A 15472-nucleotide genomic window follows, 5' to 3' on the forward strand; every position below is an offset into this window, starting at 1 on the left:
CCCCACCCCCGCGCCGGCACTGACCTGGCCGCGCTGGTTCACACCCACCCCGACGCCGACCGGTCCGACACCGGTGCTCACACCGGCACTCACCCCGCCGGTGCCCGCGCCCACGCCGATCGAAAACGGGCCCAGGGGCACACCCACCCCGATGCCCACGCCTGCCGAGCCACAGCCGGCCAGCAAGGCAGCTCCCGCCAGCAACACCCCCGCGGCACCGCGGAGGACAACAGAGTGGTTTTGAGGTGAAGTGGTCATGGCACGGGTCCTTTTGAATGCGGAACAGATGCCATTGTGAGCGCGGGTTCAGCCAAAAGTGCCCTCCGTTGTGCAACGTTTCGTCACAAGCCCGCTCAGGCGACCCCCTGGCCCAGGCGCTCGATCGCGTCCGCGAGCCAGTCCGTCGGCAGAGCGGCTGCTTCCACAGGCCGCACCGCCCAGGCGCCGTCCATGGCCACCGCCTCGGCCAGCCCACCCTGCCAGAGCAGCCAGGCCAGCCAGGCGCACTGGGACGCCGTCGGCCATTCGCCCACCGGCAGGGAGAGCAGCGCCGTCAACACCGTGCCGTCGGCCAGTTGCACATGGTCCCCCTGGAGTTCGCCGCCCAGGGCCTGGGCCAGCACCGACAGGGCGCCCGCACCGTCGCGCCGCGGGCCGAACTCGCGCAGCCACTGGCGCAGGTGGGCCGCGATGGCCGCGCCGCGCTGGGCCTCGGCCTGCATCAGGTCCGCGTGGTCCCAGCGGTTCCAGTCGATGGCCGGCTGGGTGCTGCCCACGCGCAGCGCGGCCTGGGCAAAGCGGTGCAGCGCCTGCTCCACGTCCTCGCTGTGCACCGCCGCGCCCACCATCAACAGGGCCGACAGGCGGTTGGCCAGCAATTGGCCCTGCTGGGCCATCAGCCGGTCGCGCATCAGGCTGTCGCGCTCGCTGCGCAGTTCGGCCAGTTCGAGCGCGTTCTTCAGGTCGGCGCGCAGGCTCTCCAGCTCCCAGGGCTTGTTGATGTAGCGGTAGATCTCGCCGGTGTTGATGGCCTCGATGGCATCGCCCAGTTCGGAATACGCGGTGGTCAGCATGCGCACCACGCCGGGGTAGTACTCGCGCGCATGGCGCAGCAGCTCGTTGCCGTACTCACCCGGCATGCGCTGGTCGCACACCAGCACGGCGATCTCGGCGCCATGCGCCGCGAGCATCGCCCGGCCCTCTTCCACCGAGGTCGCGGTGAGCACCGGTGCCAACGGACTCACCAGGCGCTCGAAGTACTTCAGGGCCATGGCCTCGTCGTCAACGTACAAAATTTTCACGGGCTTCACGGATTCTCCTGACTGGTCATTGCGCGAAAGGGAAATAGAGGGACACGCTGGCGCCTTGGCCGGCCTCGGACCTCACGACGATGGAGCCGCCCAGCGAGGTCATCACGCGGCGGCAGAACACCAGGCCCATGCCGCTGCCCCCGGTGCTGGCGCGGGTGGTCAGGGGTTCGAGCGTCAAGCGGCCCAACACCTCGGCCGGAATGCCGGGGCCGTTGTCGCGCACCTGGATGGCGGCCTGCACCGGCAGGCCCGGCGCGGGGGCCTCGCGCAACAGCACCACGTGCACATTGGGCTGGGCCGGCGGGTTCGGGCGCAGTGCCAGCACCGCATTCTTGACCAGGGTGCAGAGCACGAGGTAGAGCAGGTCCCGGCGGCCGGGCAGCACGAAATCGTCGGCGAGATCGCTGGTGAGCCACTGCGCCTCGTCGTGGTCGAACGGGTATTCCTCGCGCACCGCCTGCACCAGGTCGCTGGCGCGCAGGCTGGGCGCGCTGTCGGGCTGGTAGGCGTCGCGCGCGGTCTGCACGAAGGTCGACACCAGCGACTGCGCGTACTCCGCCCGGCGCTGCGCGGCCTCGATCATGAACAGCACGTCGCCCGGCTTCTGTTCCTGGATGTGCGCCACGCCACGGTCCCCTTCCGTGGGGTCGACATGGCGCTCGCGCATGGCCGACAGGTAACCCTGCACCGTGGCCAGCGGCGTGGTGACCTCGTGCGCCAGAAAACCCAGGGTCTCGCGCAAGGTGGCCGCTCGCCGCTCGATCAGGGCCCGCTCGCGCGCGCGTTCCTGGCTGGCCTGCAGCGCGTCGCGCAGGGACTGCCGGGTCAGCGCTTCGTCCAGCGGCTTCTCCAGGATCTTTTCCACGTGCCCCTGGTTGACAGCGGACATCGCCATGTCCTTGTCGGCGTAGGCCGAGACCAGCAGGCGCGCCACGTGCGGGTACTGCTGGCGGACTTCGCTGAGCAGGGTCACGCCGTCGCGCTGCGGCATGGCGTAGTCGGTGAGCAGCACGGCCACCTCGTGGCCGCGCTGGGCCAACACGGCCAGGGCCTCGTCCGCGCTGCCGGCGGTGAGCACCACGAACTCGTCGCCATACAGGCGGGCAAACCACTTGCAGGCCTGCAGCTCGTCGTCCACCATCAGGATGGCATGGGCGCCCAGCAGGCCGCGCGTCACGGAGGCGTCGTCGGATTTCATTCGGGCCTCGGCAGGTCAAAGGTGAATTCGGTCCAGCTGCCCAGCTCGCTTTCCACCGCCAGCGTACCGCCATGCCGGTGCACGATGCCGTAGCTCACGCTCAGGCCCAGCCCCAGACCGGCCCCCACATCGCGGGTGGTGAAGAAGGGCTCGAACACCCGACTCAGGTTGTCCGGGTCGATGCCCGAGCCGTTGTCGCGCACGGAAACGCCCAGGCGGTGGCCTTGCAGGGTGGCCGTCACCGCGATGCGGGGCTGTTCGCGCTTGGCCGCCTGCAGGGCGAGCGCGGCATTGCTCAACAGGTTGATCAGCACGCCGATGATGGCCGGCTCGTCGCCCAGCACGTGGCTGTCCTGCGGCAGATCGATCACCATGTCGACGCCCTTGAGTTCGTAACCCGCCAGCCGCACGGCCGAGCGCACCGCGTTCTCGAGCAGGAAGGGACGCAGGCTGTCCTGACCGGGCTTCTGGTAGGCGAAGGTCTTGAGGTCGGTGACGATGTTCTGGATGCGCTGCATGCCTTCACGCGCATCGACCAGGCTCTCCTTGAGCATCTCGTCGCTCTGGGCGCCTTTGCAGGTCAGGCCCATGTTGATCGCCATCAGGCTGTAGTTCACCGGGTTGTTGAGCTCGTGCAGCAGGCCGGCCGAGAGCGTGCCGATGGCCGCCATCTTCTCGCGCTGCAGCAGCTGGCCCTTGACCTCGGCCAGCGTCTGGTTGATCTCGCGCAGCGAGGCGTTCTTCTCGGACACCTCGTGCTGCAACTGGAAAAGGCGCAGGCGGGCCTTCTCGTTGAACCAGGTGCACACCGCGCTGGCCCCGGCGGAGAACAGGATGAACAGCGAGTTCGTCACCATGCGCGCCGTGCTGCTGGCCGCGTCGGGGTGCAGCGCACAGGCCACCACATAGAGGACCAGCGTGACGACGCCAAAGCCGATGCCTTCGAAGAAGCTGATCGGCAGGATGATGCCGACCGCGTACAGCGCCAGGTGCAGGCCCACGAAGTAGATCGACTGCGCGCCGTCGGTCTCGTAGATCATGAAGGCGATCATGATCTGCGGCAGCAGCAGCCAGAGCATGGTGAGCGAGCGCACATGGCGGCGACCGAATTCGGTGAACAGCACGCGCAGGATGCCCAGCGTGAGCACCACCACCAGCACGCGCAGCAGGGTGAATTCGAGCAGGCGGTCCGGGTACGAGAAATAGTCCAGGCCGAAGCCCGCGAGCACCAGCACGATGGACGTGATGCTGCCCGCCTTGCTGTAGGTCAGGCGGAAGTCCGAGAGCTGCTGCTCGTAGGGCGAGCTCGGCCGGTCAGCCATTTTCAAGTGCCATGGCCTTCAGGTTTGCGTTGACCACCACTTCCGCGAAGATGTTGACGCCCGTGGCGTCGGTGTACATGATCGCGGGCGCGTTCACCTCTTCCATCACGGACTGCATCTGCTTCTCGTCGCGGTAGATCAGGTGCCACTCCAGCAGGTGCTCCATGCCGTAGCGCTCCGGGTTGTCGGCGTGCACGTTGGTGACCAGCAGATGGGCGCCCGGGTTGCTGCGCGAGAGGAAGTAACGGATCAGCCGCGCGCACACCTTGTCCGACAGGTAGTCGAACAGGCCGGCGCAGTAGACGAAATCGAAACCCTCGCCGTCGGCCGGTGCGGTGTCGCGGGTGGCGCGCTTGAGCAGCTCGTGCACCGATTCCTGCACGTACTCCACCTGCACCTTCGACTTGTGCAGCTGCGCGGCCTCCTCGATCTTCTGGCGCGTGTAGTTCAGGGTCTCCAGGCTGAAATCGATCAGGGTGAACTGCAGGCGCGAGAGGTCTTCGCCGGTGGCGATGAGCTTCTGGATCTCCACGCCCGGTCCGCAGCCCACGTTGAGGATGCGCACCGGCCGGCCCTTGCTGGCGGCGCTGGCCACGGCCTTCTTGAGGAAATCGACCAGGATGTCGATGCGGTTGCGGTGCGCCACGGCCACCGCCGCGCGCAGGAACATGGCGTTGACGAGCTGGATGTAGGTGCTGCTGCCCTGGCGCGGGTCGCCCAGGATCTGGTTGACCATCTCGTAGTCACCCGCATAGCCCAGCGGCTTGGCGAAGGTGCGGTAGACGAAGGGCGCGCGCAGCACCAGGGGGTGCAGCGCCGTCTGTGCGAAAGACCGGTGCAGCAGCGAGTCTTCCACCGGCAGGCGGGAGGCCTCGTCCTCCAGCCGCACCAGGAACTCCTTGCCCTTGATCATCAGGGGCTCGGCCATCGCGCCGAACACCTCGTCGGTCAGGCGCCCGTCGGGCAGGCGCGGCAGGGAATCGACCATGTCGGCCTGGTCGATCCAGCGCGCGGTCTCGGACAGGAAGGCACGGAACTCGCTGATGGTGACCTGGTAGCTCTGCCGGATCTTGAAGCGCGACTCCCAGTCGGCCACGAAACGGGCCGCCTCTTCGCGCACCTGGCTCACGTTGCCCCGGATCGCGTTGAGGTCGGACCATTCGTCGATGAGCGCCACGGAGATCACCGCCATCAGGCCGGTGTTGAGCAGGCTCACCACCACCGCCTTGCCCTTGTAGATGATGCGGTCGCCTGACCGAATGGTCAGCTCGCTGAGCACCTCGCTCACCTGCACGATGGAGTACGGGTTGTAGATCTCCATCACCAGCGAGCGCCGCTGCAGGCTGGTGAGGGTGCCGCGCGCGCTCTCTCCCTGGCTGTTGCGGAAGGTGACGACGTGATCGAATGGTCGCTGTAGGTACACGTTGTGGCCGGTGGATCAGGTGGACGGGGCAGGTGCGGTGCACTGCGCCTTTGAAGACTCCCCGGCCCCGAGTGTAGTCAACCCCCATGCCGTGCTCATGGCACGGGGTTTGTCCTCAGACCAGCAGGGCGTTGACGCGCTTCACATAGGCCGCCGGGTCGTCCGGCAAGCCACCCTCGGCCAGCAGGGCCTGGTCGAACAGGATGTGGGCCAGGTCGTCGAAATGGGCGCTGCCTTCGAGCTTTTTCACCAGCGCGTGTTCGGCATTGACCTCCAGGATGGGCCGCACCTCGGGCGCGGGCTGGCCGGCCTGCTTGAGCATGCGGGCCAGCTGCGTGGAGTAGTCGCCGTCCTCCACCACCAGGCAGGCCGGGGAGTCCACCAGGCGCGAGGTGACGCGCACGTCCTTGGCCTTGTCCTTGAGGCTTTCCCTGAGCCGCTCCAGCACCGGTTTGAAGGTCTCGGCGGCGGCCTCGGCGGCCTTCTTCTCGTCCTCGTCCTGCAGCGAGCCCAGGTCCACCGCGCCCTTGGCCACGCTCTGCAGCGGGGTGCCGTCGAACTCGTGCAGGAAGGACAGCGCCCACTCGTCCACGCGGTCGGTCATCAGCAGCACCTCGATGCCCTTCTTGCGGAACACCTCCAGCTGCGGGCTGTTCTGCGCGGCCGCGCGGTTGTCGGCGGTGATGTAGTAGATCGCGGCCTGGCCTTCCTTCATGCGGGCCTTGTAGTCGGCCAGCGCGGTCAGCGCCGTGCCATGGGTGCTGGCAAAGCGCAGCAACCTGGCGATCTTGTCGCGGTTGGCGAAGTCCTCGCCCAGGCCTTCCTTGAGCACAGCGCCGAACTCGGCGTAGAACGCGGTGTACTTGCCCACGTCCTTCTCGGCCGCGGCCTTGTCCTCGGCCGAGACCACGTCGGTCACGCCGTCCGCGCCTTCGCCCGGCGCCGGCGCCTGGTCCTTCTTCGCCAGGTCTTCCAGCATCGCGAGCACACGGCGGGTGTTGCCTTCGCGGATCGCCTTCACGTCGCGGCTTTCCTGCAGCAGCTCGCGGCTCACGTTGAGCGGCAGGTCGGCCGAGTCCACCACGCCCTTGACCCAGCGCAGGTAGGAAGGCATCAGGGCCTCGGCCTCGTCCATGATGAAGACGCGCCGCACGTAGAGCTTGATGCCGGCCTTGCGGTCGCGGTTCCAGAGGTCCTGCGGGGCCTTGGCCGGGATGTAGAGCAGCTGGGTGTACTCGGTGCTGCCTTCCACGCGGTTGTGGCTCCAGGCCAGCGGCGCCTCGGTGTCGTAGCTCAGGTTCTTGTAGAACTCGGCGTACTGCTCGTCGCTCACGTCCTTCTTGCTGCGGGCCCACAGCGCGTTGGCCGAGTTCACGGCCTCCCATTCGTCGAGCAGCACCTGCTCGCTCTTCTCGGCGTCCCACTCTTCCTTCTGCATCAGGATGGGCAGGCTGATGTGGTCGGAGTACTTGCCGATGATGGACTTGAGCTTCCAGCGGTCGAGGTAGTCGCTGGCGTCGTCGCGCAGGTGCAGGATCACGCTGGTGCCGCGCGCGGCGCGCTCGAGGGTCTCGACCTCGAAGTCGCCCGTGCCGCCGCTGGTCCAGCGCACGCCCTCGGCCGCCGGCAGGCCGGCGCGGCGCGATTCCACGGTGATCCTGTCGGCCACGATGAAGCCGGAATAGAAGCCCACGCCGAACTGGCCGATGAGCTGGGCGTCCTGCTTCTGGTCGCCCGAGAGGCGGCTCATGAAATCCTTGGTGCCGCTCTTGGCGATGGTGCCCAGGTGGTCGATCGCCTCCTGCGCGCTCATGCCGATGCCGTTGTCCGTGATGGTGATGGTGCGCGCCTCGCGGTCGAAGGCCACGCGCACCTCGAGATTGGGCGCGTCCTCGAACAGGGCCGCGTTGTTCAGCGCCTCGAAGCGCAGCTTGTCGCAGGCGTCCGACGCGTTGGAGACCAGCTCGCGCAGGAAGATGTCGGGGTTGGAATAGAGCGAGTGCGTGACCAGGTGCAGCAGCTGCGCCACTTCGGCCTGGAAGGACAGGGTTTGTTTGCTCATGGGGGTCGACTGACGTGAAAACGAAGGAACGCGCTCCGGAAGAGCGCAACGCGAGGCGGAATTATGGGCTGGCCGCCGGATTTCAAGCCTCGACCACGGCCGGCGCCAGCCAGGCCCGCAGTTGCTGGGCCACCACCGGGCTGGAGAGCAGCTCCAGGTGGCCCGTGCGGTGCACCGTGCGCTGGCTCTCGCGCGCGAACACCAGCCGGTGCCGGGGGTCGTCGTGCTGGCCCAGCGCGCTGCGCAACGGCACCAGGCCGTCGCCGGTCAGGCGGTCGGCCAGCAGGCCGCGCTGCGGCGCCAGCGTGGCGGCGACGGTGAAGCAGGCCACGCCCTCGGGCAGGGGCAGGGGTTCGCGGTGGTCGGCACTGGAGCCGAAGCGCTCGCGGCCCTGCCAGTCGGCGTCGCGCACGTGGCCGTGGCGCAGGTCGGTGATGCCGGCGCTGCGCAGCTGGCCCAGGCGCTTGAACGGCGCGGTGAAGGGGGTCGAGGCCAGCAGCACGTCCACCCCATGGCCGGCGCGCTCCAGCGGCGCGCCCTGGTGGGGCGTGCCCAGGAACATCAGGTGCCGCAGCAACGGGCGCCAGCGGTGGTCGGCCTGCCGGCCCTCTTCGCAGGCGGCGCGCGCCACCAGCCCGCCCATGCTGTGGCCGATGAGGGTGATGGAGGCCAGCGGCACTGGCCACTGCGCCACCAGCACTTCCAGCTGGCGCGCGAATTCGCGGCCGTTGGTGGAGGTGTGCAGGCCGCTGTTGTAGCGCAGGTAGACCGGCGTGGCGCCCAGGGCCTGCGCGAGGAAGGCGCCGTGGTCGTGGTCGTTGCGTTGCCATTGCGTGTCGTTCATGCACAGGCCGTGCAGCAGCACGATCAGGTGCGGCGTGGCCGGCCCCAGCCGCTGATGCAGCAGCGGCCGGTTCTCCAGCGGCAGGCGCCGGCCCGCGTGGCGCAGTTCCATGGCCTGGGCCAGCGGGTTGTCGGTTTCCAGCAGGCGGTCGCCCAGCACGCCGTTGAGCGCGGCCAGCACGGCCTCGCGGCCGGGCGAGGGCTCGGGGTGGCGCGTGGGGTCGTCCACCATGGGCAGCAAGGTGGCCAGCGCGCTGTCCAGCCCATGGCCCACCAGCTGCGTGACGCCGCGGATGCCTTGGTAGATCTGGCCGGTCAGGCCGCCGGTGCGGCCCGGCTCGAGGCCGGCGGGCAGGCCCAGGCGGTTGCGCACCGCCTGGTGCACGCCCTCGGCCACGCCGATCGCGCCGGTGGTGGCCTGCGTGACGAGTTGCACCGCGGCCTTCAGGTCGGCCGGGCGCACGTGGCGCAGCAGCGCCTCGCGGGTGGGCTTGAGCGGGGTCATGGGCCATTGTGGCCCCGGAAGGTGCGGGTGTGTGTGACAGGATGCGCGCCGCCGCCGCCCTGCCCTCTCAGGCGGTGTGCGGGTGCCGGGCCGATTCGTAGAGGGCGCGCGCCAGCGCGCGGTGGCGCGCCAGCAGGGGGTCGAGTTCCATGCCCACCAGGCGGCCGTCGCGCACCCGCACGCGGCCGTTGATCACGCTCAGCGCCACGTCCGCGCTCTGGCAGAACACCAGCGCAGCCACCGGGTCGTGGCCGGCACCGGCGTGCGCCACGCCACGCAGGTCGAAGGCCACCAGATCGGCCGAGAGGCCGGGCACCAGCGCGCCGATGTCGTCGCGGCCCAGCACGCGCGCGCCGCCCAGGGTGGCGATCTCCAGCGCTTCGCGCGCGGTGAGCGCGGCCGGGCCGAAGCCCACGCGCTGCAGCAGCATCGCCTGGCGCACCTCGCCCAGCATGTGGGCGCCGTCGTTGGAGGCGCTGCCGTCCACACCCAGGCCCACCGGCACGCCCGCGCGGCGCATCGCGCCCACCGGGCCGATGCCCGAGCCCAGGCGCATGTTGGAACACGGGCAGTGCGCCACGCCGGTGCCGGTGCGGCCGAACAGCGCGATGCCCGCCGGGTCGAGCTTGACGCAGTGCGCGTGCCACACGTCGCTCCCCACCCAGCCCAGGTCCTCGGCGTACTCGGCCGGCGTCATGCCGAACTTCTCGCGCGAGTAGGCGACGTCGTTGTCGTTCTCCGCCAGGTGCGTGTGCAGCGACACGCCGTGCGAGCGCGCGAGCACGGCCGATTCGCGCATCAGGTCGCGCGAGACCGAGAACGGCGAACACGGCGCGAGCACGATGCGCCGCATGCTGTGGCGCGAGGCGTCGTGCCAGCGGCCGATCAGGCGCTCGCTGTCGGCCAGGATCGCCGCCTCGCTCTCCACCACCGAGTCGGGCGGCAGGCCGCCGGCGCTGCGGCCCACGCTCATGCTGCCGCGCGCGGCGTGGAAGCGCATGCCCATGGCGTCGGCGACCTCGATGGAATCGTCCAGCCGCGAGCCGTTGGGGAACAGGTAGAGGTGGTCGCTGGTGGTGGTGCAGCCCGAGAGCATCAGCTCGGCCATGGCCGTCTGCGTGGACACGCGCACCATCTCGGGCGTGAGCCGGGCCCACAGCAGGTAGAGGTTGTTGAGCCAGCCGAACAGCTCGGCGTCCTGCGCCTCGGGCACCACGCGCGTGAGGCTCTGGTACATGTGGTGGTGGGTGTTCACCAGCCCGGGCATCAGCACGTGGCCCTGCAGGTCGATGGCTTCGGCGCCGCCGCTGGCGATCGCCTCGCGCCAGGGCGCCGGCAACTCGGCCGTGGGCCCGACCCACTCGATCGCCGGCCCGTTCACCACCACCGCCCCGTCGGCGATCTCGCGCCGCTGGGCGTCCATGGTGACCACCACGTCGGCGTGGCGAAGGATCAGGGGGGCGGCGGCTGCCTGGGCAACAAGGTTCATGTCATTCCGTTCCGTGTGAAGTGCGCGCGGCCAGCAGGAACGAGCGCTCCTTGGACACCACGCCGTGGTAGAAAAGGTTGAGCACCACGGCCGCGCAGGTCCCCAGCACGATACCGCTGTGCGTGAAGGGGTGCGTCCAGGCCGGCAGGTGCTGGAAGAAGTTCGGCGACAGCGTGGGGATGAGCCCCAGGCCGATGGAGATCGCGATCACGTAGAGCGCGTGGCGCTCCTTGCCGTAGTCGATGGCGCCCAGGATGCGCACGCCCGTGGCCGCCACCATGCCGAACATCACGATGCCCGCACCGCCCAGCACGAAGGCGGGCACCGAAGCCACGATGTGCGCCACCTTGGGGAACAGCGCCAGCAGGACCAGGAAGCCACCCGCCATCGCCGCCACATAACGCGAGCGCACGCCGGTCACGGTGACGAGCCCGACGTTCTGCGAAAACGAGGTGTAGGGAAAGGTGTTGAACACGCCACCGATCAGCGTGCCCAGGCCATCGGCGCGCAGGCCGCGCGTGAGCAGCTGCGGCGTCATGCGGCGGCCGGTGATCTCGCTGAGCGCCAGGAACATGCCGGTCGATTCGACCAGGGTGATCAGCATCACGATGCACATCGAGAGGATGGCCGTGAACTCGAAGCGCGGCAGGCCGAAGTGCAGCGGCGTGGTCACCGCCACCCAGCTGGCGTCCGACAGGCCGTCGAAGTTCATGTAGCCCAGCGCCAGCGACACCACCACGCCGGCCATCACGCCGAGCAGGATCGAGATGTTGGCCCACAGGCCCTTGGCGAAACGCGTGATGCCCAGCACCACCAGCAGCACCAGCGCCGCGATCGCGAGCTTGGCCGGGTCGCCGTAGTCGGGGTTGGCCACGGCGTGCGCCACGCCGTCGACCATGCGCGTGACCGTGGGCTGCCCGCCCGCGGCCCAGTTGATCGCCACACCCATGAGCGAGACGCCGATCAGCGTGATGACCGTGCCGGTGACCAGCGGCGGGAACACACCCAGCAGCCGCCCCATGAGCGGCGCGACCAGCATGCCGAAGAGGCCGGCCACGATGGTGGCGCCGTAGATCGCCTGCAGGCCCAGCGAGGGGTCCAGGCCGATGGCGATCATCGGCCCGACGGCGGCGAAGGTCACGCCCATCATCACCGGCATGCGGATGCCGAAGCCCCACAGGCCCAGCGCCTGGATCAGCGTGGCGATGCCGGCGACCAGCAGGTCGGCGTTGATGAGGAAGGCGATGTCCGCCTTCGACAGGCCCAACGCGCCGCCGACGATGAGCGGCACCGCGACGGTGCCGGCGTACATCACGAGGACGTGCTGCAGGCCCAGGGCCGCGCAGCGGGGAAGGGGAATTTTCTGGTGGACCGCGTCGCTCTCGGGTTTGTCTCCGGCGCCGGTCGTCTTGGTATCGGGAAGCATCTGGGGCCTTTCTGCCGGCTCGCGCACAAGGCGGCGCATCGGCCAGCGGGCGCAGTCTAGGAGCCCGCTCGCGCGGGCGCAAAGTCAATAAATCGCCCCAGGTGTGCACGAAAAGTGCACACCCCGACCCCCGCTTCGTCAAGGCCCGACCAGCGCGCTCTCCAGACCGTCGGTGACGTGCCGCGCCAGCAGCTCGGCCGCCGCGCTCAGCGCCGAGCCCGCGCGCGTCACCAGCGCCAGGCTCTGGGGCCGCAGGCCCGCGTCGCGCAGCGGCACGAACCGCAGCCGGCCGGCGCGCACGTCGTCGGCCACGTCGAGGCGGTTGAGCAGGGTGATGCCCACGCCCTGCGCGGCCAGCTGGCGCATCAGGGCGGTGGAGGTGGTTTCGATCACCGGCGACACGCTCACGGCGGAGCGGCCGAAGGCGCCGTCGAGGATGGGGCGCAGCGACATCGGGGCGGCCGGCAGGATGAGCGGAAAACCCAGGCAGTCGGCCAGGGTGGTGGTGGCGCGATCGGCCAGCGCATGGCCCGGCGGCACCACCGCGCCCAGCGGCCATTCGCTCGCGAACAGGGTGCGCAGGCCGGTGGTCTCGGGCACGTCGTAGGCCAGCGCGAGTTCGGCGTCGCCCTCGGCCACGGCGCGCAGCACCCCGGCGATGGGCAGGTCCAGCAGCTTGAGGTGGATGCCCGGGTGCGCCGCGCGGCAGCGCTGCACGATGCCGGGCAGAAAGGCGCCGGCCAGGCCGGTGGTGGTGGCCAGCGAGGCCTCGCCCTGTCGCAGGCCGCGCACCGCCTCGATGTGCTGGCGCACCGCGTCGAAATCGCGCAGGGTGGCGCGCGCATGGGCCAGCACGATCTCGCCGATGGGCGTGAGCTTGAGCTTGTTGTGGATGCGCTCGAACAGCGGCGCGCCCAGCTCCTCCTCCAGGTTGAGGATCTGGCGGTTCACCGCCGTGGGCACCACATGCAGCTGCTCGGCGGCCTTGCGGATCGAGCCCGCGCGCACCACCTCGATGAAATAGCGCAGGACTTTCGCGTGCATGCCGCTCAGAAGCGCTCGTCGGCCCCGAGAAAGCGCCACTGCCCCACCGGCAGGTTGCCCAGCAGCACCCGCCCGATGCGGATGCGCTTCAAGCCCACCACGTGCAGGCCCACCTGCTCGCACATGCGCCGGATCTGGCGCTTCTTGCCCTCGGTGAGCACGAAACGCAGCTGCTCGGGGTTCTGCCAGTCCACCTGCGCGGGCCGCAGGGCCTGGCCGTCCAGGCTCAGGCCGTGGCGCAGCAGGGCGAGCTGCGCGGGCGGAAAGACGGCCTGCACGTCCTGCGCCACCACGCCCGCGCCTTGCGGGCCGTTGGGCGCGAAGTGCACGCGCACCAGGTATTCCTTTTCCACGCCGCTGCTCTCGCCGATCAGGGTGCGCGCCACGCGGCCGTCCTGCGTGAGCACGAGCAGGCCGGTGGAGTCGATGTCGAGCCGCCCGGCCGGTGCCAGGCCGCGCGTGTGTTCGGGCGCGAAACGCCGGCCGTCGCCGGGCATGCGCGCGTCGCCGCGCCACTGGCTGGGCGCGCCGATCAGCGTGGCCGCGGCCTCGTGGCCGTCCTCGGGCTGGCCGCTCACATAGCCCACCGGCTTGTGCAGCAGGATGGTGACCTGCCCGCTCTGCTGGTGGCGCGCCTGCGGCGCGACCTCGACCTGCGCATCGGGCGGCACCGGCTGGCCCATCACCGCGGGCTGGCCATTGACCGTCACCCAGCCGCGCGCGATCCATTCGTCGGCCTCGCGGCGCGAGCACAGGCCGAGGTCGGCCATGCGCTTGTTGAGGCGCACTTCACCGCGCACGTTGCCGACCCGCGCGAGGTCGGGCCGGTGGGCCGGCGGGCGCGGCGCGGGTGCGGGACCGCGCGGCGCTCGCTCGGCGGCGGCCCGGGGGGCCTCGGCGCGGCGCGGGGCCGGGCGCTCGCTGCGCGGCCCTTCGGGGCCACCGCGTGGGGCGCCGTACCCGGGCGAAGGTTCGCGCGGCGGCTTGGGCGCCGAAGCCGACACGCTCTTGGCGCGCGCCGGGCCGGGCGGGCGCACCGGGGCGCGGCGCGGGGCGTAGGGATCGGAGGGGGTCTTGCTGGCAGCGCCCGGTTTCAGCTTGAGCGGGCGGGCGGCGGGTTTGTCGGTCGTCATGGGGGGATCATCCCTCATCCAATGTGCCGGAGCGCAAGGCCACCAGATCGAGCACGCGCAGGCCCCCGTATTCCACGCGGATCCAGCCCTTGGCCGCCAGCGTGGTCAGCGCCTCGTTGACGCGCTGGCGCGAGAGGCCTACCAGGTAGGCCAGCTCCTGCTGGGTGATGCGCAGCACACCGCCCACGTTGGGCGAGAGCAGCGGGTGGAACAGCGAGGCCAGGTTGCGCGCCACGCGCAGGTCGGGGCTGTTGAGGCGGTCGATCTCGCGCGCCGCGATGAACTGGCCCAGGCGCTCGTTGAGCTGGTGCATCACGAAGCGGTTGAAGCCGATCGAGTGGTCCAGCAGCCAGTCGAAGGTCTCCACCGGCAGGCCGGCCACGCGGCTGCGGCGCAAGGCGAGGATGTTGTAGCGGTACTGCTCGTGCTTGAGCACCGTGCCTTCGCCGAACCAGCCCCCCGGCGCCACGCCGGTGAAGGTGATCACCGGGCCCTGCGAATCGTCGTTGCTCATCTTGAGCAGGCCGTCGACCAGGCCGAACCAGTAGGTGACCGGGCGGCCGAAGCGGCAGATGTGGTCGCCCGCCTCGGCATCGCCCACCACCAGCGCGGCCACGGCGCGCTCGCGCTCGGTGGGCGTGAGGCTTTTCAGCCAGGGAATCTCGGCCAGTTCCTCCTGAGTGGGCGGGCGCGCGCGGTCGCGCAGAACGGTGCCGGAACGGCGGGAGGTCAAGGCGCTCATGGGTGGGAATGGTCTAGGGAAAGTCCTAGGAGGGTTGACCCCAGATTGTCGTCGAACCGACAACATAACGTCAAACGAAGGCCTACCATGCGCAGCAGAACGAAATGTCTCAACCGGGACATTTCAAGCACCGGCGCCACGGCACCGGCCTCAGGAGACACGCATGCAACACACGTTCCCCCGGCTGCTGCTGGGCCACGCGCAAAGCCACCCGGAGGGTGCGGCGATGCGCGAGAAGGAATACGGCATCTGGCAGACGACGACGTGGGCCGGCATGGCCGAGCTGGTGGAGCGCCTGGCCTGCGGGCTGCACCAGGCGGGCCTGCAGCGCGGCGAGCACATGGTGGTCATCGGCGCCAACCGCCCGCGCCTGTACGCCACGATGCTGGCCGCGCAGTCGCTGGGCGCGATCCCGATCCCGCTGTACCAGGACGCGGTGGCCGCCGAGTGCGTCTTCCCGATCAACAACGCCGAGGTGCGCTTCTGCGTGGTGGAGGACCAGGAGCAGGTCGACAAGATGCTGGAGATCCGCGAGCGCTGCCCGCAGCTCAGCCACCTCTACTACGACGACCCGCGCGGCCTGCGCAACTACGACCAGCCCGGCCTGCGCAGCATGGCCTCGCTCATCGAAGCCGGCCAGGCCCACGCCAAGGCCCACCCCCAGCTGTTTCGCGAACAGGTGGAACTGGGTCGCACCGAGGACGTGGCCGCCATGTTCTTCACCAGCGGCACCACCGGCAACCCCAAGGGCGTGGTGCACACCCACCAGACCCTCATCAACCGCGCCACCGTGGGCGCCAGGTTCGACAAGCTCACGCGCGAAGACGAGATCCTGGCCTACCTGCCCCCGGCCTGGATTGGGCAGAACATCTTCAGCTACGCGCAGTGGCTGGTGGCCGGCTACGTGGTGAACTGCCCGGAGTCGGCCTCCACGGTCACGATCGACCTCAAGGAAGTCGGCCCGACCTACTACTT

General features: G+C 69.8%; 12 protein-coding genes and 1 pseudogene. 1 reads left to right on the forward strand and 12 read right to left on the reverse strand.

Annotated features, from left to right (window positions below; genetic code table 11):
* The 12 genes and pseudogenes from AC3WPZ_RS25390 to AC3WPZ_RS25445 form a co-directional block, all read right to left on the reverse strand.
* A pseudogene (locus tag AC3WPZ_RS25390) lies at window positions 1-258 on the reverse strand (hypothetical protein); the annotation flags it as partial.
* Window positions 259-353: 95 nt separating this feature from the next.
* Window positions 354-1301 (reverse strand): response regulator, encoded by a 948-nt coding sequence (locus tag AC3WPZ_RS25395; RefSeq protein ID WP_492442156.1) that lies wholly within the window; start codon window positions 1299-1301, stop codon window positions 354-356.
* Window positions 1302-1326: 25 nt separating this feature from the next.
* Window positions 1327-2508 carry a hybrid sensor histidine kinase/response regulator gene (locus tag AC3WPZ_RS25400; RefSeq protein ID WP_444687458.1) on the reverse strand — a complete coding sequence of 394 codons (1182 nt, stop codon included), beginning with the start codon at window positions 2506-2508 and terminating at the stop codon, window positions 1327-1329.
* Entirely contained in the window at window positions 2505-3830 is a 1326-nt protein-coding gene (locus AC3WPZ_RS25405; RefSeq protein WP_492442158.1) for a sensor histidine kinase, read from the reverse strand. The genes AC3WPZ_RS25400 and AC3WPZ_RS25405 overlap by 4 nt, the downstream gene beginning before the upstream one ends.
* Window positions 3823-5253, reverse strand: coding sequence for a class I SAM-dependent methyltransferase (locus tag AC3WPZ_RS25410; protein WP_444687459.1), 1431 nt, complete (start codon window positions 5251-5253; stop codon window positions 3823-3825). The genes AC3WPZ_RS25405 and AC3WPZ_RS25410 overlap by 8 nt, the downstream gene beginning before the upstream one ends.
* Window positions 5254-5368: 115 nt before the next feature.
* Window positions 5369-7315, reverse strand: coding sequence for a molecular chaperone HtpG (gene htpG, locus AC3WPZ_RS25415; protein ID WP_382322007.1), 1947 nt, complete (start codon window positions 7313-7315; stop codon window positions 5369-5371).
* Between the two features lie 82 nt (window positions 7316-7397).
* A complete protein-coding gene (locus tag AC3WPZ_RS25420) occupies window positions 7398-8663 on the reverse strand; it encodes an esterase/lipase family protein (RefSeq protein WP_492442161.1) in 1266 nt (421 codons plus the stop codon).
* Between the two features lie 67 nt (window positions 8664-8730).
* Window positions 8731-10152 (reverse strand): 8-oxoguanine deaminase, encoded by a 1422-nt coding sequence (locus AC3WPZ_RS25425; RefSeq protein ID WP_492442163.1) that lies wholly within the window; start codon window positions 10150-10152, stop codon window positions 8731-8733.
* 1 nt (window position 10153) lies between these two features.
* Window positions 10154-11578, reverse strand: coding sequence for a nucleobase:cation symporter-2 family protein (locus tag AC3WPZ_RS25430; RefSeq protein WP_492442165.1), 1425 nt, complete (start codon window positions 11576-11578; stop codon window positions 10154-10156).
* 138 nt (window positions 11579-11716) lie between these two features.
* Complete coding sequence (locus tag AC3WPZ_RS25435) at window positions 11717-12622, reverse strand: LysR family transcriptional regulator (protein ID WP_444687461.1); 906 nt, start codon at window positions 12620-12622, stop codon at window positions 11717-11719.
* A gap of 5 nt (window positions 12623-12627) precedes the next feature.
* Complete coding sequence (locus tag AC3WPZ_RS25440; RefSeq protein WP_492442167.1) at window positions 12628-13755, reverse strand: pseudouridine synthase; 1128 nt, start codon at window positions 13753-13755, stop codon at window positions 12628-12630.
* A 7-nt stretch (window positions 13756-13762) separates the two neighbouring features.
* Window positions 13763-14497: a Crp/Fnr family transcriptional regulator gene (locus AC3WPZ_RS25445; protein WP_382322015.1), complete on the reverse strand. Its 735-nt coding sequence runs from the start codon at window positions 14495-14497 to the stop codon at window positions 13763-13765.
* Between the two features lie 163 nt (window positions 14498-14660).
* Between AC3WPZ_RS25445 and AC3WPZ_RS25450 the strand changes: the two genes are divergently transcribed.
* Window positions 14661-15472, forward strand: an 812-nt coding sequence (locus AC3WPZ_RS25450; protein WP_444687463.1) for an AMP-binding protein, incomplete at its 3' end; no start/stop codon positions are given.

It is taken from the genome of Hydrogenophaga sp. FW305-3-2-15-A-LB1, from assembly GCF_058787875.1.